Origin of the sequence: Micromonospora carbonacea, from assembly GCF_014205165.1 — a bacterium.
In the GTDB taxonomy this organism is placed as follows: domain Bacteria; phylum Actinomycetota; class Actinomycetes; order Mycobacteriales; family Micromonosporaceae; genus Micromonospora; species Micromonospora carbonacea.
This window is the reverse complement of sequence record NZ_JACHMZ010000001.1, coordinates 6,319,206-6,344,139: the sequence shown is the minus strand read 5'-3', so window position 1 is coordinate 6,344,139 and position 24,934 is coordinate 6,319,206. Positions and strand designations below refer to the sequence as shown.

Annotated in this window: 20 protein-coding genes and 1 riboswitch; of the genes, 16 read left to right on the top strand and 4 right to left on the bottom strand. The window is 71.2% G+C overall.

Translation table 11 applies throughout. The features are described 5' to 3' along the window. Positions 1-126: 126 nt before the first annotated feature. A complete protein-coding gene (locus HDA31_RS26390) occupies positions 127-1,599 on the bottom strand; it encodes an amidase family protein (protein ID WP_178063161.1) in 1,473 nt (490 codons plus the stop codon). A gap of 338 nt (positions 1,600-1,937) precedes the next feature. Between HDA31_RS26390 and HDA31_RS26385 the strand changes: the two genes are divergently transcribed. The 4 genes from HDA31_RS26385 to HDA31_RS26370 all read left to right on the top strand — a co-directional run bounded on the left by HDA31_RS26385 (position 1,938) and on the right by HDA31_RS26370 (position 8,320). Further along, positions 1,938-3,287 carry a hypothetical protein gene (locus HDA31_RS26385; protein WP_074475133.1) on the top strand — a complete coding sequence of 450 codons (1,350 nt, stop codon included), beginning with the start codon at positions 1,938-1,940 and terminating at the stop codon, positions 3,285-3,287. A 273-nt stretch (positions 3,288-3,560) separates the two neighbouring features. Beyond that, a complete protein-coding gene (locus tag HDA31_RS26380; protein ID WP_246384318.1) occupies positions 3,561-5,156 on the top strand; it encodes a cellulase family glycosylhydrolase in 1,596 nt (531 codons plus the stop codon). A 187-nt stretch (positions 5,157-5,343) separates the two neighbouring features. Further along, positions 5,344-6,519: a metallophosphoesterase gene (locus HDA31_RS26375; protein ID WP_178063162.1), complete on the top strand. Its 1,176-nt coding sequence runs from the start codon at positions 5,344-5,346 to the stop codon at positions 6,517-6,519. Between the two features lie 163 nt (positions 6,520-6,682). Continuing rightward, positions 6,683-8,320, top strand: a complete 1,638-nt coding sequence (locus HDA31_RS26370; protein ID WP_178063163.1) for a fibronectin type III domain-containing protein — start codon at positions 6,683-6,685, stop codon at positions 8,318-8,320. Here HDA31_RS26370 and HDA31_RS26365 read toward each other — a convergent pair. Beyond that, positions 8,292-8,669, bottom strand: a complete 378-nt coding sequence (locus tag HDA31_RS26365) for a hypothetical protein (RefSeq protein WP_178063164.1) — start codon at positions 8,667-8,669, stop codon at positions 8,292-8,294. The genes HDA31_RS26370 and HDA31_RS26365 overlap by 29 nt on opposite strands. Before the next feature lie 209 nt (positions 8,670-8,878). On the opposite strand from HDA31_RS26365, the gene HDA31_RS26360 reads away from it, so the two are divergent. From HDA31_RS26360 to HDA31_RS26350, 4 genes are all read left to right on the top strand, one after another. Then, positions 8,879-9,880 carry an NAD-dependent epimerase/dehydratase family protein gene (locus HDA31_RS26360; protein WP_178063165.1) on the top strand — a complete coding sequence of 334 codons (1,002 nt, stop codon included), beginning with the start codon at positions 8,879-8,881 and terminating at the stop codon, positions 9,878-9,880. Positions 9,881-9,935: 55 nt separating this feature from the next. Next, on the top strand, positions 9,936-10,310 hold the full coding sequence (locus tag HDA31_RS31870) for an enoyl-CoA hydratase-related protein (protein WP_219824989.1): 375 nt from the start codon (positions 9,936-9,938) through the stop codon (positions 10,308-10,310). Beyond that, positions 10,307-10,753 (top strand): enoyl-CoA hydratase/isomerase family protein, encoded by a 447-nt coding sequence (locus HDA31_RS31865; RefSeq protein WP_219825072.1) that lies wholly within the window; start codon positions 10,307-10,309, stop codon positions 10,751-10,753. The genes HDA31_RS31870 and HDA31_RS31865 overlap by 4 nt, the downstream gene beginning before the upstream one ends. 77 nt (positions 10,754-10,830) lie before the next feature. Further along, complete coding sequence (locus tag HDA31_RS26350) at positions 10,831-11,418, top strand: TetR/AcrR family transcriptional regulator (RefSeq protein WP_178063166.1); 588 nt, start codon at positions 10,831-10,833, stop codon at positions 11,416-11,418. Between the two features lie 68 nt (positions 11,419-11,486). On the opposite strand, the gene HDA31_RS26345 is transcribed toward HDA31_RS26350, so the two are convergent. After that, positions 11,487-14,357, bottom strand: a complete 2,871-nt coding sequence (locus HDA31_RS26345) for an AAA family ATPase (RefSeq protein ID WP_178063167.1) — start codon at positions 14,355-14,357, stop codon at positions 11,487-11,489. A gap of 771 nt (positions 14,358-15,128) precedes the next feature. Between HDA31_RS26345 and HDA31_RS26340 the strand changes: the two genes are divergently transcribed. The 5 genes from HDA31_RS26340 (at position 15,129) to HDA31_RS31860 (ending at position 19,638) form a co-directional block, all read left to right on the top strand. Then, positions 15,129-15,851: a glycoside hydrolase family protein gene (locus HDA31_RS26340; protein ID WP_178063168.1), complete on the top strand. Its 723-nt coding sequence runs from the start codon at positions 15,129-15,131 to the stop codon at positions 15,849-15,851. A 63-nt stretch (positions 15,852-15,914) separates the two neighbouring features. After that, positions 15,915-16,985, top strand: a complete 1,071-nt coding sequence (locus tag HDA31_RS33235; protein ID WP_178063169.1) for a helix-turn-helix transcriptional regulator — start codon at positions 15,915-15,917, stop codon at positions 16,983-16,985. A 350-nt stretch (positions 16,986-17,335) separates the two neighbouring features. Further along, positions 17,336-18,232, top strand: coding sequence for a glycoside hydrolase family protein (locus HDA31_RS26330; protein WP_178063170.1), 897 nt, complete (start codon positions 17,336-17,338; stop codon positions 18,230-18,232). 197 nt (positions 18,233-18,429) lie between these two features. Beyond that, the gene (locus HDA31_RS26325) at positions 18,430-18,597 is read left to right on the top strand and encodes a hypothetical protein (protein WP_178063171.1); all 168 of its coding nucleotides are present in this window, start codon (positions 18,430-18,432) and stop codon (positions 18,595-18,597) included. Between the two features lie 459 nt (positions 18,598-19,056). Further along, on the top strand, positions 19,057-19,638 hold the full coding sequence (locus HDA31_RS31860) for an acyl-CoA dehydrogenase family protein (RefSeq protein WP_219824990.1): 582 nt from the start codon (positions 19,057-19,059) through the stop codon (positions 19,636-19,638). 257 nt (positions 19,639-19,895) lie between these two features. Here the strand turns inward: HDA31_RS31860 and HDA31_RS26315 are convergent, their stop codons facing one another. Next, positions 19,896-20,162, bottom strand: a complete 267-nt coding sequence (locus tag HDA31_RS26315) for a hypothetical protein (RefSeq protein WP_178063172.1) — start codon at positions 20,160-20,162, stop codon at positions 19,896-19,898. Between the two features lie 115 nt (positions 20,163-20,277). Beyond that, positions 20,278-20,491: riboswitch (cobalamin riboswitch) on the top strand. Positions 20,492-20,605: 114 nt separating this feature from the next. On the opposite strand from HDA31_RS26315, the gene metE reads away from it, so the two are divergent. The 3 genes from metE to HDA31_RS26300 all read left to right on the top strand — a co-directional run bounded on the left by metE (position 20,606) and on the right by HDA31_RS26300 (position 24,790). Continuing rightward, entirely contained in the window at positions 20,606-22,855 is a 2,250-nt protein-coding gene (gene metE / locus HDA31_RS26310) for a 5-methyltetrahydropteroyltriglutamate--homocysteine S-methyltransferase (RefSeq protein WP_178063173.1), read from the top strand. A 360-nt stretch (positions 22,856-23,215) separates the two neighbouring features. Then, positions 23,216-24,259 (top strand): prenyltransferase/squalene oxidase repeat-containing protein, encoded by a 1,044-nt coding sequence (locus HDA31_RS26305; RefSeq protein WP_178063174.1) that lies wholly within the window; start codon positions 23,216-23,218, stop codon positions 24,257-24,259. 51 nt (positions 24,260-24,310) lie between these two features. Next, positions 24,311-24,790: an SCO2322-related protein gene (locus HDA31_RS26300; RefSeq protein WP_074475104.1), complete on the top strand. Its 480-nt coding sequence runs from the start codon at positions 24,311-24,313 to the stop codon at positions 24,788-24,790. Positions 24,791-24,934 lie beyond the last annotated feature (144 nt).

The following is a 24,934-nucleotide window of genomic DNA, read 5'->3' as shown; positions in this document are numbered from 1 at the left end:
CGCCGGCGATCCGGCCGACCGGGCTTGACAGGACACCGGCCGCGGTCGACGCGGCCGGGCGCGCCGCGCGACGGGCACGGTGGACCGGCCCGTCGGCGGGCGGAGAACAGGCGATGGTACGGCGGCTCAGCCGGCCGTCAGCTCGCGGCGCGCACCCTCCGGTGGCGTCGCGGACGGTCCCGACCCCAGCGCCGGACGGCCGATCGGACCCAGCGCCCGGGCCAGCACCCGGGCGGTCTCCAGCACCGTCCGGTCCCCCAGGCGGGGGCCGGCCACCGCGACCCCGATCGGCACGCCGCGCGCGTCCAGGCGGACCGGGACGACGACCGACGGCAGGTAGCACATGCCGGTCACGCCGGCCCACACCAGCTGGTCCCAGTACGGCCGAGGCCGGCCGTCGACGGTGATGGTGCGCTGGGCGAACGGGCGGTGGTCGTGGGCCGGCGCGGTGTTCGGCGCGACCGGCAGCAGCAGGGCGTCGTAGCGACTGAAGAACGCCCGCCAGCGCAGGCCCATCCGGGTGCGCAGCTCGTTGGCGACGATCCAGTCGCGGTGGCTCTGGTGGACGTGCTCGCCGCCGAGCACGCCGGTGGGCGGCCGCATGCCGGCGGCGATCAGCTCGGCCTCCTCGCCGGAGATGTCGTCGATCGCGGTGCCCGCGATGAGCTTGCGGAAGATCTGGTCGCTCTGCTCGAGCCGGATCCCCAGCGGGCTGGTGGCCCGCACGGCGACTCCGGTCCCGGCGAGGGCGTCGGCGGCCTGTTCCACCGCCGCCCGCACCTCGCCGTCCACCGGGCAGTAGGGGTCGTCGAACCAGGCCGCCACCCGGCGCGGCCGGCTGGCCGGGGGCAGGCTCAGCCGCCAGGCGGCCCGGTCCCAGGGGTCCGGGCCGCTGATCGCGTCGAACAGGATCTCCAGGTCGTCGACGTCCCTGGCCAGCGGCCCGACCATGGCGATGTCGGGCAGGGCCCGGTTGAACGGCATCGGCGGCACGTGGCCGTACATCGAGACCGTGCCGAAGGTCGGCTTGAGACCGATGACGCCGCAGAACCCGGCCGGGATCCGGATGGACCCGGCGACGTCCGAGCCGATCTCCAGCGGCGTGAACCCGGCCGCCAGCGCGCCCGCGGCCCCACCGGAGGAGCCGCTGGTGGTCAGCGTCGGGTCCCACGGGTTGCGGGCGGTGCCGAACAGCTCGTTGTAGGCCTGCAGGTCGCGCGAGGCGCGGGGGAGGTTGGTCTTGCCGAGGATGATCGCGCCCGCGCGCCGGGCCCCGGCCACCGCGGCCGCGTCCTCGTCGGGGACGAAGTCGGGCAGCAGGCCGCCGGTGGTACGCAGCCCGGCGGTGGCGAAGCTGTCCTTGACCGTCATCGCCACGCCGTGCAGCGGCGGCAGCGGGTCGCCGCGCACCACCGCCTCGTCGGCCGCGGCCGCCTCGGCCTCGGCGCGTTCGTTGCGGGTCACCACGAGCCCGAGCGCGCCGTCGTAGCGGTCGATCCGGGCCAGCAGCGCGCGCAGGTACTCCCGGGCGGAGAGCTGCCCGTCGGCGATCGCCCGCGCCACCTGTCGGGCCGGCCACCAGCACAGCTCGTCGTCCATCACACCTCGGCTCGGTCCGCGGCGAGTCGGTGCGCGACGCCCGACGCATTCCCGGCTGTTTCACCCGCCCGTCGACATTGGTCCCGGCGAATTGTGCACCGTTCTGCGCCGGAGTCCCACGACAGATGAGCCGGAAGAACGGGCATGGCCGTTTGCGCACTGACCTGAGCCCTGACCGCCGATTACTGTCCGGGAGATGGCGCGACGACTGCGGCCGGGCCGCCCCACCGGCGGGCGCGGGCGGTGAGCCGGGTGCGGGTGCTGATCGGGCGCCAGCCACAGGTCGCCGGCCGCTTCCCCCGCCCTGGTCCACCGACCCACACAGGAGGTCGTCAGACATGTCGCCATCGGACGCCGGCACGGGGGAGTTCCCGCTGACCTGGGCCCAGCAGCAGTGGATGGCAGGTCCGCCGCCGCTGGACGAGAACGACGCCTGGCGCTACGAGCTCAGCCTCCCGGTGCCCGTCGGGCCCGGCCTCACGGTGCCCGACACGGTGGCGGTGGCCGGCGAACTGGTGCGCCGCTACCCGCCGCTGCGGTCGCGGCTGCGCCGCGGCGTCGACGGGCAGCTACGGCAGGAGGTGTTGGCGCCCGACGACCCGGTGGTGCTGGACGGGGTGCAGCGGCTCGGGGTGTGGTGCTTCGACTTCGTGACCGACGCGCTGTTCGACGCCGGCCGGCGGATCGGCCAGTTCGTGACCGACCCCGACGCGGGGAACCTGATGATCGTGGTGCCGCCCGTGGACACCGGTGGCGACGTCGAGATCTCGGTCGCGCACGCCTTCGTCGACGCCAGCGGGGCCGGCGCACTGGTCGCCGCCTTCCTGGCCGTCCTGCGCGGTCAGCAGGGCGCGCCGATCCAGCGGACCTGCTACGACATCCTCGAGTTCGAGCGCGGCGAGCGCGGCGCGGAGCTGTCCGCGCGCAACGTCCGCTACCTCGTCTCCACCGCACGCCGCGCCGAGGAGCGGGGCCTGAGCGACCCGCGCGGGACGGCCCCGGAGCCGACCGTGGACGGCTGCCGGCTGCGCAGCCGCAAGCTCCTGCGGGCCCTGGCCCGCAGCCGACCGGACTCCCGCCTGGCCCGTGCCGCGCTCGTCCTGGCCCTGGCGCTGATCGCGTTCTGCCGGGTCCGGGGGACCGACGGCGCGTGGGTCACCATCGTCGTCGGCAACCGGGCCACCCCCGAGGCGGAGTCCTTCGTCGGCCTGGCCATGCAGTGGGGTGCGCTCAGCGAGACCCTGCGGCCCGAGGACTCCCTGCGCACCGTGCGCGACCGGCTCACGCTGCGCCTCGCGCAGAGCCTGCGGCACGGCCGGTTCGACCCGCGCCGGGTCGAGGAGGAGTTCGACCGCGCCGGCATCGGCGGACGTCCGGTCTTCACCTTCAGCCACTGGGAGTCGCCGACGACGGACTGGGACACCGCCCGCAAGCCCGTCGAGGAGCACGCGGTGCAGTCGGACCACTACGAGTGGGCCAGCATGCCGGCCGGAGCGGGCGGGGCCGGCATGGAGGTCAACACCTCCACCCTGATGGATCAGGCGCTGCTGAAGGTGAAGTGGGACCGGCGGCGTTACGCCGACGCCCGCATGCGCGACTACATCGCGCACGTCGAGCGGATGCTCGACCTGGCCGTCGACGATCTCGACGTGCCGGTGGCGCGGCTGCGGGACCTCGACCTGACCTGAGCGCGAGCACTCGGGGTGGCCCACCGCGCCGCCCCGAGGCCGGCGGAGCGTCCCCGATCGGGATTCCGCGGCGGGCCGATGGCGGTCGCCGCGACCGGTCGCCGCCGTCGGCCCCCGGGTCCTCGGCGGGGGAGCGCTGGTGGCGACCTTGCCCCATCGATGCATGTGCATCTATCCTTTGGCGGCCCATCGGCTGCCAGTGCCGGCAATCGAATATCGTCGAATCGCTTCGACAACCCAGCGTGACGGTTGGCTCGAAGACGGGAGATGCTCGTGAGATCCACCCTCAGGAAGGTCCAGTTCGCCATGCTCTCCGGCGTGCTGGCGCTGGCCGGAACCGCAGCCGTGCTGCCGAGTTCCGCGTCGGCCGACAGCATGGCCCAGCTCAACGCCACCCAGCTCGTCGCCGACCTGGGGGCGGGCTGGAATCTGGGGAACGCCCTGGAGGCCAACGCCAACGGGATCCCCAGCGAGACGGCATGGGGCAACCCGGTCGTGACCCAGGCCTTCATCGACCGGGTGAAGGCGGCCGGATTCAAGACGATCCGCATCCCGGTCTCCTATCTGGGAAACATCGGGTCCGCCCCGAACTACACGATCAACTCCGCCTGGCTGAACCGGATCCAGGAGATCGTGGACTACGCCTACGGGCGCGGCCTGTACGTGCTGATCAACATGCACGGCGACGGTTACAAGACCATCACCGGCTCGTGGTTGATCTGCGACTCGTCGAACCAGACGACGATCAGGGACAAGTACCAGAAGGTCTGGCAGCAGATCGCGACCAGATTCCAGAGCTACGGCGAGCGCCTCATCCTCGAATCCATGAACGAGGAGTTCGACGGCCAGTACGGCAATCCCACCCAGCCGTGCTACTCGAACATCAACGCCTACAACCAGATCTTCGTGGACACCGTCCGGCGGACCGGCGGGAACAACGCCTCGCGCTGGCTGCTCGTCCCCGGCTGGAACACCAACATCGACTACACCGTGGGCAACTACGGCTTCGTGCTGCCGACCGACCAGTACCGGTCGTCGTCCATCCCCGCCAACGAGCAGCGACTCATGATCTCCGTGCACTACTACGACCCCTGGGACTTCGCCGGCGAGGAGAACGGCACCATCACGCAGTGGGGGCCGGCCGCCACCAACCCGGCCCGGAAGTCGACCTGGGGACAGCAGGACTTCATGGACGGGCAACTGAAGAAGGTGCGCGACACCTTCGTCTCGCGCGGATACCCGGTGTTCGTCGGTGAGTACGGTTCGGTCGACAAGACGTCGGCCGACTCGACGAACAACAGGTACCGCGCGGACTACGCGCGCACCCTGGTGTCCACCGCCAAGAAGTACGGGGCGGCCACCGCCTACTGGGACAACGGCTACAACGGGGCGTACGGGTTCGGGCTGTTCAACCGCAGCAGCGCCACGGTCACCCAGCAGGGCATCATCGACGCCATCATGAGCGCCATCGGCAGCACCACCCCGACCACGCCGCCGACCACCACGCCGCCCCCGACCACCGCTCCGCCCACCACCGCCCCGCCGACGACCCCGCCGCCGACGGGCAGCCGGTCCTGCGCGGCGTCGTACACGGTCACCGGTCAGTGGCAGGGCGGCTTCCAGGCCGAGGTGCGGGTGACCGCCGGCGGCTCGGCGATCAGCGGTTGGACGGTGACCTGGACGTTCGCGAACGGACAGCAGGTGTCGCAGGCGTGGAGCGCGACGCTGACCACCAGCGGCACCACGGTCACCGCCCGCAACGTCAGCTACAACGGTTCGCTCAGTGCCGGCGGCAGCACGACCTTCGGCTTCCTGGGCTCGTCGGGCGGCACCAACGGGGTGCCGTCGTTGTCCTGCGCGGCGAGCTGAGCAGGGCGTGAGCCAGCGGGCCGGGCGTCACGGACGCCCGGCCCCGGCCCCCCACGGCTGCCGACCGCTGCCAGCCGGCGCGTCTCGTCCCAGTCGCACCCAGCGCCCGGCGTGGGTCCCGGTTCCCGGGCGTGGTCGATCGGGCCCGGATCGTGTCATGCTGCACGGACCCGACGGGAGGACGGCGATGACTGCTGGCGATGCCGTACAGGTCAGGCCGGCGCGACGGTCGCTGCGACCGCTGGTGTCCGGGGCGACGCTGGTCGCGGTCCTGGTGTTGCTGTTCGGCCTGCCGTGGTGGACGTTGACGGTGGCGGCGCGGTGGCCGGCGGCGGTGGTGGCGGCCGGCACGAGCGTGTTCGTCGTCGCGCTGGTCGCGTTGCCCGTTCTGATGTATCTCGGGCACGGCCACCGGCGGCTGGACGCGGCGGCCCGCGCGGGGGACACCCTGCTCGGCCTGGTGTGGATCCTGTTCGTCTGGGCGCTGATCGGCAATGTGGCCCGGCTCCCGCTGGCCGCGGCGGGGGTCGCCGACCCGGTGCGGTCGCGATACGTGGCGGCCGGCGCGGCGGTCGTCTCGGTCGTCCTGGCCGTCTGGGGCTACGCCGAGGCGATGCGGGTGCCCCGGGTCCGGCGGGTGGACGTCACCATCGACCGGCTGGGAGCGGGTCTCGACGGCGTCCGGGTGGTGTTGCTGACCGACACCCACTACGGCCCGATCGACCGGGCCCGCTGGTCGGCCCGCACGATCGAGGTGGTCAACGGCTTGGCCCCGGACATCGTCTGCCACACCGGCGACATCGCTGACGGCACGGTCGACCAGCGTCGGGCGCAGGCGGCGCCGCTGGGTGCCGTCCAGGCGCGGCTGGCCCGGGTGTACGTGACGGGCAACCACGAGTACTACGGCCAGGCGCAGGGCTGGGTCGACCACATGCGGACACTTGGCTGGGAGCCCCTGCACAACCGGCATCTCGTGGTGGAGCGGGGTGGCGACCGGCTCGTCGTCGCCGGGGTGGACGACGTGACCGCCGCCTCGTCCGGCGTCGTCGGTCACCGCGCCGACCACGCGGCGGCGCTGGCCGGCGCCGACCCGCAGCTGCCCGTGCTGCTGCTGGCGCACCAGCCGAAGCAGATCGACGACGCGGTCGCGGCCGGCGCGGACCTGCAACTGTCCGGGCACACCCACGGTGGCCAGATGTGGCCGTTCCACTACCTGGTCCGGCTCGACCAGCCGGTCGTGCAGGGGCTGAGCCGGCACGGCAGGACCCAGCTCTACACGAGCCGGGGGACCGGGTTCTGGGGTCCTCCGTTCCGGATCTTCGCGCCGAGCGAGATCACCCTGCTCACCCTCCGGGCGGGATAGCCCGTCTCAGCAGTTGATCAGCGCCACACCGGACGTGCGGTCTTCTGCTCGCCGTTCGGGCAGGTCGTGGGCGGATCTCTGTCAGCCAGCCCGAAGCCGCTGGCTGGCAGCGCCCCCGACACTGTGCGGGCGGTGGTTTGCGTACCCCTGCCACCCTCACCGCGTGTCATCCAAACTGATTCGCGGCCTCGCCGCGTTCGCGCTGGCCCTGGGGCCAGTCGCCGTGATCACGGAACCCGCCGTGGCGGCGCCCGTGTGCGACGTCCCCGAGCCACCTCCGGTGTGCGGCGGGGACGTCGACGACGACAACGCCTGGGTCAACCTCACCTCGGCCAGCCGGGTACCGGCCGGCGTGCAGGTCAAGGGGAGCGCCGGTGATCCGGACGCCACCACGTCGGTCCAGGTCATCGCCAAGATCTCCGGTGTGGAGGTGGGCCGGTTCGGTGTCGCCTCCGGCTCGGCCTTCATCCGGACCCTCCCCGCCCGGTACGGGGACACCGTCTGCCTCACCGTCGTCAACCAGGGAGCCGGGGTCGGCGAGACCGCCTGTCGGGCGCTCGCCGTCCGGTTCGACCCGTTCGGCTCGTTCGACGAACTCTCCCCCGGGCCGTCCGGCCTGCGGGTGCGCGGCTGGGTCATCGACCCGGACACCGCCTCGCCGCTGACCGTGTCGGTGCGGGTGAACGGCCGGCTGTACACCGCGCTGGTCGCCTCGACGACCCGCACCGACGTGGCCGCCAGCTACCCCGTCTACGGCGGCGACCACGGCTTCGACCTGCTGGTGCCGGCGGCCCGGGGCGACCACACGGTCTGCGTCACCGCGATCAACGCCGGCGCGGGGGTGGACACCGCGCTGCCCTGCCGGACGGTCACCCAGGGCGGCGCACCGGTGATCGACCACTTCCTGGTCCGGGCCCCCGACTACCCGACCCCCCGGATGGAGGTCGACGTACGGGTGGGTACCCAGGACGCCACCCAGGTCAGCGTGTGGCGGGGCCCCACACCGAACGGGCCGTGGACCGACTGGCCCACCCCGCACAGCACCTGGAGCAACCCGGCCGGGTACTGGGAGATGGACCTGACCGTGGACTGGGGGCGCACCTACTGCTACCTCGCCACCGCGTACAACGCGTACGGCTCGCACACCCCGCCGGCGGTCTGCGCGACCACCTGGGCCGGGGCGTACCCCCAGCCGGCCCGGGTGGGGGTGACCGGAGTCTCGGACACCTCGATGATGCTGAGCTGGGACGACGTCGCCATGGGCGAGGCCGAGTGGCGGCTGGTCCGGTCCGGGGTGCCCGACGTGGTGCTGGCCGGCACCCCGGGCACCGGACGGATGAGTCACCTGGTCACCGGGTTGCAGCCCGGCACCCAGTACTGCTTCCTGCTCGGGGCTCGCTCGCCGGGCTGGGCGGGCAACCCGTACTTCTTCTGCCAGTGGACCGCGAAGGCGGCTGCCGACCCGACCACGTTGCAGGGCGTGGCGGCCATGAACCTGTGGAACTGCGATCCGCGCGGTCGGGCCGGCACGGTGTGGTCGACCGACGCCAACGGCCGCTGGGTGCGGCAGGGCGCGCTGCCCAACAGCCTGGTGGCGGGGGCCTGCGGCCCGGCGACCAGCGCACCGGCGGCCCGGGTGACCCTGCCCAGCGGGCGGACCACCACGCTGGCGGTGGTGGTGGTCGACAGCCGGTACTGCGTCGCCGACGACCCGTACGACGCCAACTGCCGGGTCTGGCAGACGCCGCCCACGCTCGGTGACCCGAAGGGCATCACCGAGAACCGGCTCCTGTTGGGTTGACCGTGCTGTCCAGGGGTGGGCGCGACGTTGTCGGCCCACCCCTGGGCCTTCCGTTATGCCGATGCGCCAGGATGCCGAGGATCCCCGCCGGCGTCGGTTCCCCGATAGCGCTGCGGACCGTCACGTCGAGAGGCCCGGCCCCGATCCCCGCCGGCTCGCTGGCGTCGACCGTGCCGGACGCCGTCGCCCCGATGATCCGGCTGGCGGAACCGTCGGCAGCGACCACGTACACGTCGGCGCTGATCCGACGTCGACGCAGACCGGCCTTGGTCGACGGGCCGAGCGCATTGAGCTCTGTCAGCGGAGCGGATTCCGGCCGACAGCCGAGCAGCCGCACCTGCGTCACCATGGGCGCGGTGTCGGCGTGCGAGAGGGCTTGAGCCGACAACGAGACTCCCCGCTGATGACAGAGTCATCCCAAAGTGTTGACGGTGTCATCTCGACTGCATACGCTGGTTGTGTTGACGCCGTCATCTTGCCGCGCCGAGGCCCCTCGGCCTGCGGGGGTCGACATCCGCACGGATGCCACGGGCGTCACGCAATCGTCGAGGAGTGTCGATGAGAGTCTTTCTCACGGGCGGATCGGGCTTCGCCGGAGGAGCAATCCTCCGGCGGCTGGTCAACGACGGGCACACTGTGCACGCGCTCGCGCGGTCCGCGGCCGCCGCGGACGCGATCACATCGGCCGGCGGGCTCCCGGTCGGCGGTGACCTGTCGGACCTGGCCAGGTCCGGCAACGGGCCTGCCTGGCTACAGATTCTCGGCGAGGTCGACGCCGTGGTGCACTCGGCGGCCTTCATGGCCTTCTGGGGACCCGACCAGGTCTTCGTCGACCGCAACCTGCTGCCGACCCGCGACCTCTACCAGGCCGCCGTGGACGCACGGGTCAGGCGATTCGTCCTGGTGTCCGCGGCCAGCGTCTCCACCGGCACCAATCACGACCACACCGTCGACGAGAACTCCGACCCGGGCAAGGCGAACATCGCCTACAGCCGCGTGAAGCTCCGCACCGAGCAGGAACTGCTTGTCCTGCCGCACGGGAACACGTCCCTGGTCGTCATCCGTCCACCGTTCCTGTGGGGCCAGGGCATGACCCACACCTTGCAGGGATTCATCGACTCCGTGGAAGCCGGCCGATTCTCCTGGATCGACGGAGGGCGGCACATGGTCGACTTCTGCCACGTCGACAACCTCGCCCACATCATCGCGCTGGCACTCGACCGTGGGGATCACGGCTTGATCTGCTACGTCACCGACGGCAGCCCTCGCCCCGCCCGCGACTTCCTCACCCCGCTGCTGGCCACCCGCGGCGTCGACGTCAGCGCGGCCAACAGCGTTCCCCGGGCAGTCGCCTCACCTCTGGCCACGCTCATGCAGACCGCCGCGAAAGCACGCCGCAGCGCCACCGCACCACCGCTCACCCCTTGGATCGTCTCGTTCATGGGCCGCGACCGCGTCTACGACATCACCCGAGCGCGACTTCGACTGGGCTATCGGCCGGCGATCACCGTGGAGGAAGGGCTCCGGCAGATGGCGCGATCCCGCACCGTGGGCCGCTGAATCTCGCGTCCACGCCACCCGACCGGCGGAAGGAACCTCCATGAGGCAGTTCACAGTGGATGACCAGACGTCGAAGGTGCGTCGAGTCACGTTCGCAAACCCACCGCACAACCTGATCGGCGCGGACACCGTGGCCGAGCTGTTGGACATCGTCGACCGTCTGAGCGGCGAGGAACAGGCCAGCGTCGTCATCTTCGACAGCGCGACGCCGGGGTTCTTCCTCAACCACGTCGACAGCGACCAGATCCCGGCCATCGCGGACATGGCCGGCAGCGGGCCCTTGCCCGAGTTCGTCGAACTCGGCGTGCGCCTGGCTGCCGCACCGTTCGTCAGCATCGCGTCGATCCGGGGACGTGCCCGTGGCGGCGGCGCGAAGTACACCGCCGCCTTCGGCCTGCGCTACGCCAGCCGGGAACAGGCGATCTTCTGATCTTCTGCCAGCCCGAGGTCGGCCTCGGCCTGGTCCCCGGCGCCGGCGGCACCGAACGACTGACACACCTCCTCGGCCGCGACCGGGCTTTGGAGGTACTCCTGACCGGTCAGGACTACGACGCGGACCGCGCCGCACAGTACGGCTGGGCCGCCCGGGCGATCCCCGACGCCGAACTCGACGACTTCGTCAACGCTGTGGCCCGGCGGATCGCCAGCTTCGACAGGCAAGCCATCACGGCGGTCAAAACCCAGGTGAACCGCTCCACCTTGCCGTCGGAGGAGAACCTGCTGGCGTCGTTCGTCGAGTCCGCCCGATCCACCACGGGACCTGGCGTCGAGGCGCGAGGGCGGGCCGTCGGCAAACTCGTCGCCCAGATCGGGATCGACGACCTCGAACGAAACCTGGGCCACCACCTCGAGTCGCTGGCCGAACAGCCGTAGCAACCTCAGGGGCCGGCAGCCACGACCCTTCGCCTACGGTCGGCGAAGGCGTCCTGACCCGGCCATAGGATGAGCGGATGATCCGGGCTGAGACCGCCGCCGCGACACGCCAGGCCCTGCTCGAAGCGGCGGCCGAGCTGCTTGACCAGGGCGGCCTCGAAGCCGTGACCCTCCGTGCCGTCGGAGCGCGGGCAGGGGTCACCCGTGGAGCCCCCTACCGGCACTTCCCGGACAAGGAACACCTCATGATCGCGGTCGGCAGCCAGGCCTGGGACGAACTCGGTCAACGAATCGGCGCCATCCACCGAGACCCCAGCCTCACCGCGGCCGCAAAACTGCGGGCCCTCCTCGCCGCTTTCATCAACCTCGCCCGCCGCCAACCCCATCTCTACCGGCTGATGTTCAGCAGCCCCGCCAGCGATCCCACCGCGTTCGCCCGGGCTGCCCAGCCAACGCAGGACGAATCCCTGCAAGTAGTCGCCGCCGTGACCGGCGAACACCACGCCCGCCGATACGCCGCCCTACTCCTCGCCAGCGCCGACGGCATCGCCGGCATGGAACTCACCGGCCAGCTCGGCGGCGACAAATGGCAGACCACCGCCGAAGAGCTGATCGACACCCTGGTCACCATGGTCGCCGCGCAAACCCACGGAAGCGCCACGTGAGGTTCCCCCGGTATTCGGATGTCGGATGGCCCGCCGGCCCGCGCGGCGTCGCACCGAACTCCTGACGATCACAGATACTGGCCGATCGCGGGCGGTTGGTCGTGGCCGCCGAAGCTGGTCGGCAGGTCCTCCACCACCAGCTTCCGGACGACCTCCGCCGGCGCGTCGGCCAACTCGATGATCCGTGCTGCCTGCTTGGCGACGGTCGCCTCCAGCAGGTTGCGTACCGTACGGCCGTTGCCGAACGACGACCCCGGGGAAAGACGGGCGAGCGTCCTACGAACCCGGTCCGGTACGCCGTCGGCGAGCTGGTAGCCGGCGTCGTGGGCGAGGACGGTGAAGATCTGCACCAGCTCGTCGAGGTCGTAGTCGGGGAACTTGAGGAGCGTGGGGAACCGGGATGCCAGACCACTGTTCGCCTCGAGGAACCGCCGCATCTCGACCTCGTAGCCGGCTGCGATCACCACCAGGTCGTCCCGATGGTCCTCCATCAGCTTGAGCAGCGTGGCGATGGCCTCGTGACCGTAGTCCCGCGGCGAGTCGGACATCGACAGCGAGTACGCCTCGTCGATGAAGAGCACGCCACCGAGCGCCCGTTCGAACGCCGCGTGGACGCGCGGGCCGGTCTGCCCGATGTACTGGCCGATCAGGTCCGTCCTGGTCACCTCGACCAGATGACCGGAAGCGAGCAGCCCGAGGTCGGCGTAGATCCGGGCGATCAACCGGGCCACCGTGGTCTTCGCGGTGCCCGGATTTCCGACGAACACCATGTGCCGGGATCCTCGGCTCACCGCGAGCCCGGCCCGGGTCCGCAGGCTTTCCGCCCGGGCCTCCGCGACCAGCAGCCGCACCCGCGCCTTGACGTCGGGTAGCCCGATGAGCGTGTCCAGCTCCGCCATCGGGTCGCCCTTGTGGGCGGGCGCGAGCACGACGGACGCCGGTGCCGTGATGTCCTCCACCAACAGCTCGGCCAGCTGCCCGACCGTGGGTGCGGCCGACCGGCTGACCCGCATCGCCTGGTGCGACGCGGACTCGTCGACGAGGTTACGGACCACCCGGGCGTTGTCGAAGCCGGCGGCGCGCGGCATCCGCGTGACCAGGTTCCGGACCCGGTCGAGCACACCGTCGGCGGGAACGAACCCGGACGCCCTGGCCTCCCGCTCGAAGAGTCGCACCAACTCGTCGTCGGTGAAGTCGACGAAGTTGAAGGTGTTCGGAAACCGCGCCGCCAGGCCGACCTCACTGGACAGGAACTCCGCGACGTCCTTGGGCTGCCCGGCGATGACGACCACCAGGTCCTCGCGGTGCTCCTCGATCAACCTGGTCAGCGTCGCAGTGGCCTCGCGCGCGGCGGGGTTCTCCGGGACCGCCCGACCGACGTTGATCATCAGGACGCCGTTGAGCGCGTTGCGTACGGCCGCGGTCACCTTGGCGCCGTTGAGCAGCTCCGCCCTGGCCACCTCGACCAGGTGGCCGGAGGCCAGCACGCCGTACGCGGCATAGACCCGGCCGATGATCGTGGCGATGGTGGTCTTCCCGGTGCCCGGGTTGCCGGCGAACACCATGTGCCGTCGGTTGCGGGCCGGTGGCAGACCGGACTCGCGGCGTAGCGCCTCGACCCTGGCCTCCGCGCGGAGCCGGACGACGCGTTGCTTGACCGGGGACATCCCGATCATGTCGTCGAGGACGCCCATGGCGTCCTGCTCGGTGTGCTCGCCCGGGGCGCCCCCGGGCCGGGCCGGTCGGGGTGGGGCGGTCGTGGGCTGCGCCGGTCCCGGAGTGTCGGCGAGGGCGGACACCAGCGGGTTGATGACGGCGGGCCGTGGCTGGCCGAGCATGCGCAGGCTACGCAGGTATCTCAGGCAGAAGAAGAGCCCGCTCTGCACGTCCCGGTGCGGGCCCGGCCAGCCGTTCAGCGCGGTGGCACAGCTCCACTCCAGGCCCACCCAGATGCGTGCGGTCTCCGCCTCGCCCGCGATGATCGCGTGGTCCAGCCACGCGAACACCGTCCGGTACCAGACGTCGTAGTCGAAACCGGGCTTGAGCATGTCGTACGCGCGGCGGACGGCGTGGAAACCGTCCTGGCCCAGCCCGGTCGTGGCGATGACGGCGGGCACCGGTTTGCCGAGCTTCAGCAGCATGGCGGCGACCAACTCGTCGAAACTGCCGACCTCGGCACCCACCGTGTCCACCAGGCGCTGGTGGGCGGCCCGGAGGCCGGTCAGAGTCCAGGACAGGTAGTCGGCCGGTCCGGCGTAGTCGGGCAGGGCGGCCCGCTCCGCGTCACCGAGCAGGGCCGATCCCCACTGGGCGGCGAGTTGCCGCCTCGACCCCGTCCGGTGCTGTTCCAGTAGCGCCGGGTCCTCGGCTATCCGGGCGTACAACCTGGCTAGCGTGTGTCCACGCTCGGCGAACGGTGGTGCCTCGACGAGTATCCCGAGACAGTCGCGGTAGTAGCGGATGATGCGGTCCCGGCGTGCCGGGCTGTCGGAGTCCGCGAAGACGCGTCCCGGTGGGACCGGCATGACCTGGGTCTGCCAGGTCGCCTCCGGGTCCGTCGTCGGAGTCAGGGGTGCCGTCAGGCGGTCAGCCACCAGGAGGTCACCGAGCCGCCACAGCGGGCCCGACACGCTGGTGGACGCCCCGAGCGCGCCCTGCGCCAGCCACTTCACCTCCTCGACCGCCATCGACGTGCCCGGCTTGAGTCGTGCCGCCCGGGCGGGCAGGTCGGTGAGCCCTTCCCGGGCGGCGACGGCCATCAGCCGGGCACGGGTGTCCTCGAGCCACCCCGCGGGCGGCACCCATGGCCTGGTCGGCCCGAACACGTTGAGGTGCGGCGATCCGGTCAGCAACGGCACCAGATGGTCAGGCAGATCGATCCGGCCACTGGCGGGCCGCGCGGCGACCGGGGCGGCACTACCCGGGGGCCAGGTGGTCATGCCTGAACTCTAGGTCTGACCACCGACACTTCTCCGGCTCCACCTCCGGCCGGCCCGCTGGAGCGGGAGCCGCTAGATGATCTTCGATGACGTGTGCCGTTTGTGCTCGTCAGCGGATGCCAACCCAGGCGTTCCGGTGCCAGGGAACGACCCGCGCACCGGCTCGGCCAACCCGCCACCCCACTCTCAACAGCCAACATGGCCGCCGTCGAGAGTGAGCCGTCACCGGCGACTACGAGGGGACCTGCCTCGGCGTGTCACCGACCCGGCGAACGTTCGTGGTCAACGCACCAGCTAGGCGACCACCTCGCGCCCAGACCCCGGACCCGACGCCGTTCATCGGGATCCGGCAGGCTGAGATCGGCCGGCTCCGTCGGTGCCGCGTTCACAGGTGGCGGCGGCGGGCCATGTTCGACGACGCGGTTCTTGAGCCGGCTGCTCTCGGCGGACCGGATATCCCATTGTTCTGGGATGGTTGCCAAACGGAACGGGTGGCTACGCTCGCCGTGCGGGCTTGAGGCACCTTCTGCCTTCCGCGCTTTTCGCCGTTTGATTCGGCCGTGCGGATTCCGCCATTCTGTGAAGCGAGGTTCGATGCGTCCGTTCCCGTCCTGTTGGCGTACCGGTATGGCCCTACTCCTGGCCAGCGTGAGCGTCATGCTCGTCGTGCTGGGAGGGGGACCGGCCACCGCTGGTGGCCCGCAACCTCCGCCGAGCAGGCCGACGGAGCCGTCGACCGGGCCCTGCCCGCTCGGCAAGGCACCGCGCGACATGGAGATCGGTGAGTTCAAGGACTTCGTCGCCAAGCACGAGAGCCCGCACGGGCTCGCCGGGGATCCTCACGTCTACGTCGACACGAAGGGGCACCCGACGGTCGGCATCGGCTTCAACCTCGACCGGGCCGACGCGCGAGCGCGCCTTGCCGCTGTGGGCGCCAACTACGACGACGTGCGGGCCGGCCGTGTCAACCTGACGCAGGTCCAGATCACCATCCTGTTCGAGCAGACCATTGCGGACGCGACCACCGACGCGTACGCCCTGGTCCCGAACTTCGACCTGCTGTCGACGGCCCGGCAGGCCGTCCTGATCGACATGATCTTCAACCTCGGACGGACCGGTCTGGCCCAGTTCCAGAACATGCTGGCCGCCCTCAACCGCGGCGACTACGAGACGGCAGCCTCCGAGATGGAGAACTCGGCCTGGAAACAGCAGACGGGCACCCGTGCCACCCAGGACGTCACCCTGATGCGCCGAGGGCTGATGTGCGACCCGCTCCCGCCGGGCGTCATCCCCGTGATCCCTCCCGTGTCGTCTGACATCCCCGGCTATGTCCACCCCGGGGGCACCGGATACCCGGGTGGCGTGATCACCTTCCAGCCGTCGAACGGCGACGGCACCGGCGACGGCGGAACCGACACGATGCGCTGCAACTTCAGGAAGATCGAGGTCTTCTACAACAACCACTGGATCACCGTGCTCGACATCTACTGCTGACCGTCGGCAGGCGGGACGGCCACGCGCTGGCGATGCCGCATCGATCGGCGGTAACGTTACCGCGTGGTCGTCCGCCGCCGAGCCAACGGAGGGCAGGCCCAGCAGAACGTCGTCGCGGCACTCGCCGACATCACCGCCGCCCGCCCCCACTTTCCCGACCTGTTCGGGCAATGCACCCAGCTGCTCCGCGACGTCCTCGGGTTCGACGCGGCCTGCTGGCATCTGAACGACCCCGTGACCGGCCTCATCACCACCATCCACTCCGACGGACTGGACCCGCGCGGATTCGCCCAGGCGGCGCTACTGGAGTTCGGCCGCGACGACGTGGCGACATTCGCCAAGATCCGAAGCAGCGGCCAGCCGGCGGAAACCCTGAGCAACGCCACCCAGGGACACGTCGCCCGCAGCATCCGCTACCGAGAACAGCTCCAACCCGCCGGGTTCGGCGACGAACTGCGGGCGAACTTCGACGCACAGGGCGGCCGCTGGGGATGCGCGGCATTCATGCGCGCAGCCGACCGAGGCCCCTACACGCCGACCGAACTCCGGATCGCCCGTCAGATCGCCCGGCAACTCGGAACAGCCCTGCGTGGCATGCACCACCCCGCGCCCGACCCCGGCCTGGAAGCCGAACTGCTCCCGGCGGCGGCCGTGCTCGGCCCCCGCGACGAGCTCCTGGCCGCCGACCCGGCGGCAGAAGCACTCATCGCCGAGCTGAACGCGAACCAGCCCCAACTCGGCGTGCCCGCCTCCTTCCTCGTCGTCGCCGGGCGAGCGCGACGGATGCAGACGGCCCGCGCCCGAGTGCGCAGTAGACGCGGCACCTGGCTCGTCCTGCACGCGTCGCTGCTCGACGGCCGAGCCGACGGCCGGATCTGCGTCGTCGCCACCATCGCGTCACCGGCGGAGATCATCCCCGTCGCACTCATCGGTTACGGCCTGACGCCCCGCGAACAGGAAGTCGCCCTTCACGTAGTCCGCGGCAGGAGCACCAACGACATCGCCCGCATCCTCTCGCTGACCAACCTCACGGTCCAGGACCACCTGAAGACCATCTTCGCCAAGACCTCCGTACGCAGCCGTCGCGAACTGGTCGCGCACCTGTTCGCCGCCACAGCACCCGAGACGTGGTGAGTGTCCTTCCCTTCGTAGCCTGGAGGCACGGACCTTGAGGGACAGAGGTTCATTGCTGCGGCGAGAAGGCAGTTCGATCCGGTGACCTGGGATTCACCAGTGGGACTGGGGCCAACTGGGTGCTGGGGAACCGCGAGGCTCGCGGTGATGCCGCTGCCGCACAGTCGGCCGAGGCCATTTCAGCCCGCCAGCTTCGTAGAGCCCCCATGATTCTGGGATGGCAGACGTGCTGAGCGCCCGATTACATTGAGTCGGCCGAGGGAACTCCAAGGATTGTGTACCTGGTTGTGCAGTCCGTCTGCTGTGGCATGTGGAGGCTAGCCGACGGCCTGTGCGGGAAGAGGGCTCTGATGTACGAAGCCAGACAGGGACGGCGCCGCTCGTGCGTCACGCCACTACTCGGTCTGACCACTGCTTTCGTGATTGCACTGACCGTCGGAGCGTCGCCGGCGCTCGCCGATCTCGAAAAGCCGCCGAAGCCGCCGCAGAACGGGCCTTGCCTAGACGGGATGAAGCCACGACAAATGGAGCTGGCCGAGCTCAAGTTGTTTATCGCGAACCATGAGAGTTCGCACGGGCTGGCCGGCGACCCGCACGTATACCTGGACTCGGAGGGTATCCCGACCGTTGGCATCGGGTTCAACCTCAACCGGGGTGACGCGGCAGCCCAGCTCGCCGGGGTCGGCGCGAACTACAACGCGGTGCGCGCCGGCCAAACCGACCTGACCCAGCTGCAGATCACGCGGCTATTCGAACAGGACGTCGCCCGGGCCATCGTGGACGCGCGGGCGTTGGTGCCAGGCCTCGACTCGATCAGTACGGCCCGACAGGCCGTGGTGATCGACATGATCTTCAACCTGGGCCGGACCGGGCTGTCACGATTCACGAGCATGCTCACGGCCCTGAACCAAGGCGACTACGCGACCGCGGCGAAGGAGATGCAGAACTCCGCCTGGTACGACCAAACCGGCAACCGTGCCCGGCAGGACGTCACCCTGATGGACCGGGGAATTGTGTGTGACCCCCTTGCGCCCCAGTTCATCCCGCCGATGCCGCCCCCGGTGTCGCCGGACATCCCCGGCATTCCGGCGACAAGGCCCGGCTATACCCCGTACCCCGGCGGCGTGGAAACCTACCAGCCGGGCTGGGGCGGCAGTCCTGGCGGCGGCAGCGCGCTTTGCTCGATCAGCAAGATTGAGGTGTACTACCAGGAGTCGTGGATCGGCGTGATCTTCATCGATTGTTAGGATCAGGCGAAGGGGCGCAGAGCCGGGTGGTGCCGTCCGGCCCATCGCGGTGTCCCAGTCCGTCTCCACCAGGCGGTCACCGTCGCGAACCAGCGGCCGGGTCGGCCGGTCGGTGCTGTGGTTGGCCTGCCAACCGTGCAGGTCCTTGGGGTCGAGCCGTGTCGACGGCGCGAGGCGGCGAGCTAGATCCGGTTGGAATGCGCCGGGCCGCCGCCGACGGCCTCTACCAGCTTTTCGAGTCCGCCGGGAACCTCGCCGGCTTCTGGCTGGCCATCGCCGCCCAGTGCCTGCTGCTGCCACCGGTCGTGATCCTCGCGGACCGGATGCTCCGCCGCCCCGCACCCGAACCGACAGGGGTGTCGTGAACCCGGCAGAAGCGATCACCACCGCTTACACCGTCGCCGAGCGGCTCCGCGCGGACGCCGTCGAGCGGGACCACGCCAACCAACCCCCGCACGCCGAGATCGAACTGCTGCGCGACAGCGGCCTGCTCGCCCTCGACCCCGGCGACCACCCCACCACACACGCCGTGACCCGGATCGTGGCGGCCACCGACCCGTCGATCGGTCACCTCCTCGGCTACCACTACCTGTACCTGTGGCGGGCCACGCTCTACGACAACGCCGGGCTGGCGACCTCGCTCCGCCAGGAGGCCGCCACCAGCGGCCGCGGTCAGCAACCCACGCGACACCATCACGGCCACCACGACCAGCGACGGACTCCGCGTCTCGGGCCGCGGCGCGTTCGCCACCGGCTGCGCCGTCGCCGACCGCCTGCTCGTCAGCGCGATCCGCGACGACCACACGGCACGCCTCGTCGTCGTCATGCACGGCAGCGGCAGTGGGATATCGCACCCACCGGACTGGGACAACCTGGGCCAACGTCTGACAGCGAGCGGAAGCGTCGCCTTCGACGACGTCCGGGTCGGCCAGGGCGACGTGCTGGGCACCTTCCCGGCAGACGAAGACGAGTCCAGCCCCCGCCACCTACGCCTGTCCCTGGTGTCGCTGGCCTTCCAGGCAGTCCTCGCGCAGGTTCTCGTCGGCATCACTGCCGGCGCGATCAACGAGGCCACCAGATACACACGCGATCGTTCGCGCCCCTGGCCCGCGAGCGGACTCGAGCAAGCCGTCGACGATCCCCACGTGTTGACGGGCTACGGGGAGCTCACCGCAGCCCTGGACGCGGCGCGCCTCCTGGCCGACCACGCCACCCGCGCCCTCACCGAGGCCGACGCCCGCGGCCCCGCCCTGACCCCGACCGAACGCGGCCGGACGGCACTGACCGTCTCCGCCGCGAAGGTCGTGTCCAGCCGACTGGCCACGGATGCGACGAGCCGGATCTTCGAGTTCACCGGCGCGCGTGCGACGGCCCGCGCCACCGGGGCTCGACCGGTTCTGGCGTGACGCCCGCACGCTCACCCTGCACGATCCCGTCGCATACAAGGCCCGGGAACTCGGCGACCACCTTCTCACGGGGCGGTATCCACGCATGACGGCACACAGCTGACCGACCCCCGGCATCCGGCGGTGGTCCGACAGAGAAGACCGCGGTGAGGAGCCTGTCGACGCGGGTTGTTCAGATCCGGTCACCGGTGTGGTCCGCGTGGGCACTCGAGGCCGGGGAGTCGACCACGACCGCGAGCGGCTGAGGGGTGACTCCGTCACGCCTCTCGACCCCTGACAGCTGGCCGGGCCGTATCCGAGCCGGCCAGTACCCGGGTGAGACGTTCACACATGCTGTCGGTGGAGTCGCCTTCGGCGACGATCGCCTCGATCCGCGCCAGCCGGGCCCGGGCTTGACGCACCTCGTGCTCCAGCCGGGTGGCGCGGGCAGCGGTTGCGCCTACCTGCCGTCGACAGGCGTCGAGGCGTTCGAAGTCCTCCGGGCGAATCGCCACCCATTCGCTGCCGTCCACGAGCACGGCCACCCTGTCGATCCTATTGCCCATTCGTCACCTTCTCGTCGGACGGATCGAGGCTGCTGCCGCGATGTCTCTTTGTCTCGAAGGGGGACGCGCCAACGCCGATCGCTTCTGGACACCTAGGATAGACAGCAGTGCTGGTTCGCTGTGACGTTCGAGCGTCGCGGCGTCGTAAGAGGGAACCCGGTGCGAGACCGGGACTGCCCCGCAGCGGTGAGTGGGAACGACCGCCGTCATCAAGCACTGGACCGCGAGGTCTGGGAAGCGACGGCCAGTAGGCGACCGGACAGGTCATGCCCACGAGTCCGAAGACCTGCCCGCACCGCGTACGCCGGCCGGTGTGCGCCGCTGACGGTCTCTCGGGAAGGCCGGGGCGGAAGCCGGTGCGCCCCTGCGCCTCTTCCCTCCCGCCCTCGCGCGAGTCCTCGGACGCTTCGAGGGAAGGACCCATGAGCACCACATTCGGTCAGAGCACCGTGCTCGGTTATCCACGTATCGGTGGTAACCGTGAACTGAAGAAGGCCGTGGAGGCCTACTGGGCGGGCCGCATCGACGCCGCGGAGTTGGAGAGCACCTCGGTCGCGCTGCGCGCCGGGGTCTGGCGGACGCTGCGCGATGCCCGCCTGGACGCGATCCCGTCGAACACGTTCTCCTACTACGATCACGTCCTCGACACGGCGGTGGCCGTCGGCGCGGTCCCACGACGCTTCGCCCGACTCGGCCTGTCAGGGCTCGACACCTACTTCGCCATGGCCCGCGGCGTCGACGCCGAGCCGGCGCTGGAGCTGACGAAGTGGTTCGACACGAACTATCACTACCTGGTCCCGGAGATCGGATCCGACACCGTCTTCGCCGCGAACCCCGACAAGGCGTTGCGTGAGTACGGAGAAGCCCGCGCGCTGGGTATCGAGAGCCGACCGGTTCTGGTCGGGCCCGCCACGTTCCTGCTGCTGGCCAAGACCTCCACGCCAGGTGCGAAGGCGTTCGATCGGATGGCCGAACTCGTCGACGTGTACGCCGACATCCTTCGTGCCCTCGCCGCCGCCGGTGTCACGTGGGTTCAGCTGGACGAACCCGCCTACGTGGCCGACCGCACCACGGCCGAGATCGAGGCGCTACACGATGCGTACACGCGGTTGTGCTCCGTGCGGCAGCGGCCGAGGATCTTCGTCGCCACCTACTTCGGGGAACTCGGTGACGCGCTGCCCGCGCTGCTGGACACGCCGGTCGAGGCGCTCGGCCTGGACCTCGTTGCCGGGCCCGGCAACCTGCGACGTCTCGCCGGAGCCGGCCCACTGCACGGCAAGACGATCGTCGCCGGGCTCGTCGACGGTCGCAACGTCTGGCGCACCGACCTGCGGGCGGCGATAACGACCGGTGCCGCGGTCACCGGGCTCGCCGACCACGTCGCCGTGTCCACCTCCTGCTCCCTGCTGCACACGCCGGTGGACCTCGCCGCCGAGACCGCGCTCGATCCGCAGCTGCGACGGCGGTTGGCCTTCGCCCGGCAGAAGGTCGACGAGGTCGTCCTGCTCGGCCGCGCCCTGCGCGACGGCACGACGCCGCTGCCCGAACCGCTACCACCCGCCCCGAAAGCATGGCGCGACGACACCGTGCGGGGCAGGCTCGCCGCGCTGCGCCCCGGTGACAGGCAACGGGGCGACCACCGGCGGCGGGCGTCGGCCCAGCAGGCCCGGTTGCACCTGCCGCCGCTGCCCACCACGACCATCGGCTCGTTCCCGCAGACCGCCGAGCTGCGGGCGGCCCGCGCCGCACATAGGTCCGGCCGGCTCGACGACTCCGGCTACGTCCAGCGGATGCGCGCCGAGGTCGAGCATGTCATCCGGCTCCAGGAGCGGCTGGGCCTCGACGTGCTCGTGCACGGCGAGCCGGAACGCAACGACATGGTCCAGTACTTCGGCGAGCAACTGACCGGTTTCGCCACCACCGAGCACGGCTGGGTGCAGTCGTACGGCTCCCGCTGCGTCCGTCCGCCGGTCATCTACGGCGACGTGGCCCGCAGGGCTCCCATGACGGTCGCGTGGTCGTCCTACGCGCAGTCGCTGACCGGCCGGCCGGTCAAGGGCATGCTCACCGGGCCGGTGACGATCCTCGCCTGGTCGTTCGTGCGCGACGACCAGCCGATCGACGTCACCGCCGACCAGGTCGCCCTCGCCCTGCGTGACGAGTGCCGCGACCTTCAGGCGGCCGGCATCCGGGTGATCCAGGTCGACGAGCCGGCGCTGCGCGAAACCCTGCCCCTGCGCGCGGCGGACCAGGATGCCTACCTGGACTGGGCGGTAGGCGCGTTCCGCCTGGCAACCAGCGGCGTCGCCGACGACACGCAGATCCACACCCACCTGTGCTACTCCGAGTTCGGTGAGATCATCGCCGCCATCGACGCCCTCGACGCCGACGTCACCAGCATCGAGGCGTCCCGCTCGAAGATGGAGGTCCTCGGCGACCTCGCCGCGGCCGGCTATCGCCGGGGAATCGGGCCAGGCGTGTGGGACATCCACTCGCCCCGGGTGCCGCCACGTGAGGAGATCGTCGAGGCGCTTCGCCGGGCCGTGGCGGTGGTGCCGGCCGAGCGGCTGTGGGTGAACCCCGACTGCGGCCTGAAGACCCGCGGCTACCCCGAGGTCGAGGCGTCCCTCGCGCACCTCGTCGCCGCCGCCGTCGAGCTGCGCGGCAGGTGACCGCGTGCCGGGCGGGACGCCGACACCGTCCCGCCCGGCACGGCCGAACGACCGTGTCATCCCGTCGCGGCGGTCACCGTGCGTCGATGTCAGGCGACTCATTGACACGTGCCGCCCCGCCCGGCCAGACTGACCCGACAACTTCATCAGCGCGTCCGTGTGGGGGAAGTCCGGTCGAAGTCCGGCGCTGGCCCGCAACGGTAGGCCATCGGAGTGCGCTCCGATGACGAGCCCGAATACCCGACGTACGCGCGATTCCGCTCCCCACCCGTCGTGGCCCACGGGTCGGAGTCCCGGTCGACCCCGCGCCGTGGTGGTCGTTCGGGTTCTGACGACCGCCGGGCCGGAAAGGCGCTTCCGATGGTCGTTCGCCTGAGCCGGCACCGCCTGCTCGCCCTGTTCTGCGGTGTGCTCGCCGCACTCACCCTCACCACGCCCGCGCTCGCCGCGCCCGCACCCGCTGGCACGACGCGGGCGGAGGCTGCCGCCGGGTGGCTGGCCAGGCAACTGGTCGACGGGGAACGCTTCGAGGTGGTCTACGACGGGGTTGCCTACCCGGACCAGGGGCTCACCCTCGACGCGGTGTTCGCCTTCGCCGCTGCCGGCGTCGCCGACGACTCCGGCACACGGGCGCTGGCGTGGGTCACCCGGCCGGATGTCCGCGACGCGTACGTGGGCGACGGCGCGACCGAGGCGTACGTCGGCGCCACCGCCAAACTCGCCCTCGCCGTCGCGGTGCGCGGCGGTGACCCGACGGATGTGGGCGGGGTGGACCTGGTCGCCCGCCTGCGCTCGCTCCAGTCGCCGACCGGCCGGTTCACCGACCGGTCGGCGTTCGGCGACTACAGCAACGCCTTCAGTCAGTCCTTCGCGATCCTCGCTCTGGACCGGACCGCACAGGGCGTGCCGGCGGCGGCCGCGTCCTGGCTGGCCGGCACCCGCTGCGCCGACGGTGGCTACCCGCTGCTGCCCGCCCAGCCGGTCTGCACCTCCGACGTGGACGCCACCGCGCTCGCGGTGCAGGCGTTGCGGGCGGCCGGCCGCGGGGCCGACGCCGCCCCGGGGCTGCGCTGGCTGCTCTCGCTGCAGGGCACGAACGGCGGGTTCGCCAACGCGGCGGGAACACCGAACGCGAACAGCACCGGGCTCGCCGCGCAGGCGCTGCGCGACGGTCACCGGCCGCTGGCCTGGGCGCGGGCCCGTACGTTCCTCGCCGGACTCCAGGTCGACTGCGCCGGCGCGCCAGCCGACCGGGGGGCGGTCGACTTCGACGGCGGCGCCTTCGACCCGGCCACCGCCGCCCGCGCCACCGCGCAGGCCGTCCTCGGTCTGACCGGCGCTGGGTACGCCCACCTGTCCGCCGCTGGCGCGACGACCGGCGCACCGACGCCCGACTGCCCGTGAGCCGTCCCGTCGCTCGCCTGATTCTCATTCGTCTGCTCTCGGGGAGGACCCATGTCTCGAATCGTCATTCGTAGGCGGCTTGCCGGACTGTTGGCCGCCGCCGTCGCCGCCGTCGCGCTGACCGCCGTCGAGCCTGCGCCGCAGGCCGCGCACGCCGCCGCGTGTACCGGCACGTCGGGGGTCACCGTGGTGGTCGACTTCGCCGCCCTCGGCGGCGGGGTCCAGGTGGCCTGTGCCCTCGGCGACCCGGCGACTGGGCTGGCCGCCCTCCAGGGCGCGGGCTTCACCGTGACCGGAACCTCGCGCTGGGGACTGGCGTTCGTGTGCCGGATCAACGGCAAGCCCACCGCCGCGACCGAGCCGTGCGTCAACACTCCACCCGTCACCGCGTACTGGTCGTACTGGCACGCGCCGAGCGGCGGCGCCTGGTCCTACAGCACGTCCGGCGCGACCAGCTACAACCCCGCGCCGGGCAGCGTCGAGGGCTGGTCCTTCGGCGCGGGCGCCCCACCGAGCATCGCCGCTCCCTGACCCGTCGACCGACGTGCCGGGTGCCGGCCACCGCTCTGGCGTCACTCGACGCGCGGGCGGTACCGTGTCGGCACCCGGTTCACGCCGGGCACACAACTGCATACGTCCCGTGTGGGGGAAAGCCGGTTGAAGCCGGCGCTGACC

Excerpts from the sequence above, each read along its gene's own strand:
- HDA31_RS26390 (WP_178063161.1), bottom strand. The coding sequence starts at position 1,599 with ATGGACGACGAGCTGTGCTGGTGGCCGGCCCGACAGGTGGCGCGGGCG.
- HDA31_RS26385 (WP_074475133.1), top strand. The coding sequence starts at position 1,938 with ATGTCGCCATCGGACGCCGGCACGGGGGAGTTCCCGCTGACCTGGGCC.
- HDA31_RS26375 (WP_178063162.1), top strand. The coding sequence starts at position 5,344 with ATGACTGCTGGCGATGCCGTACAGGTCAGGCCGGCGCGACGGTCGCTG.
- HDA31_RS26365 (WP_178063164.1), bottom strand. The coding sequence starts at position 8,669 with ATGGTGACGCAGGTGCGGCTGCTCGGCTGTCGGCCGGAATCCGCTCCG.
- HDA31_RS26360 (WP_178063165.1), top strand. The coding sequence starts at position 8,879 with ATGAGAGTCTTTCTCACGGGCGGATCGGGCTTCGCCGGAGGAGCAATC.
- HDA31_RS26350 (WP_178063166.1), top strand. The coding sequence starts at position 10,831 with ATGATCCGGGCTGAGACCGCCGCCGCGACACGCCAGGCCCTGCTCGAA.
- HDA31_RS26345 (WP_178063167.1), bottom strand. The coding sequence starts at position 14,357 with ATGACCACCTGGCCCCCGGGTAGTGCCGCCCCGGTCGCCGCGCGGCCC.
- HDA31_RS26340 (WP_178063168.1), top strand. The coding sequence starts at position 15,129 with ATGGAGATCGGTGAGTTCAAGGACTTCGTCGCCAAGCACGAGAGCCCG.
- HDA31_RS26330 (WP_178063170.1), top strand. The coding sequence starts at position 17,336 with ATGTACGAAGCCAGACAGGGACGGCGCCGCTCGTGCGTCACGCCACTA.
- HDA31_RS26325 (WP_178063171.1), top strand. The coding sequence starts at position 18,430 with ATGCGCCGGGCCGCCGCCGACGGCCTCTACCAGCTTTTCGAGTCCGCC.
- HDA31_RS31860 (WP_219824990.1), top strand. The coding sequence starts at position 19,057 with ATGCACGGCAGCGGCAGTGGGATATCGCACCCACCGGACTGGGACAAC.
- metE (WP_178063173.1), top strand. The coding sequence starts at position 20,606 with ATGAGCACCACATTCGGTCAGAGCACCGTGCTCGGTTATCCACGTATC.
- HDA31_RS26305 (WP_178063174.1), top strand. The coding sequence starts at position 23,216 with ATGGTCGTTCGCCTGAGCCGGCACCGCCTGCTCGCCCTGTTCTGCGGT.
- HDA31_RS26300 (WP_074475104.1), top strand. The coding sequence starts at position 24,311 with ATGTCTCGAATCGTCATTCGTAGGCGGCTTGCCGGACTGTTGGCCGCC.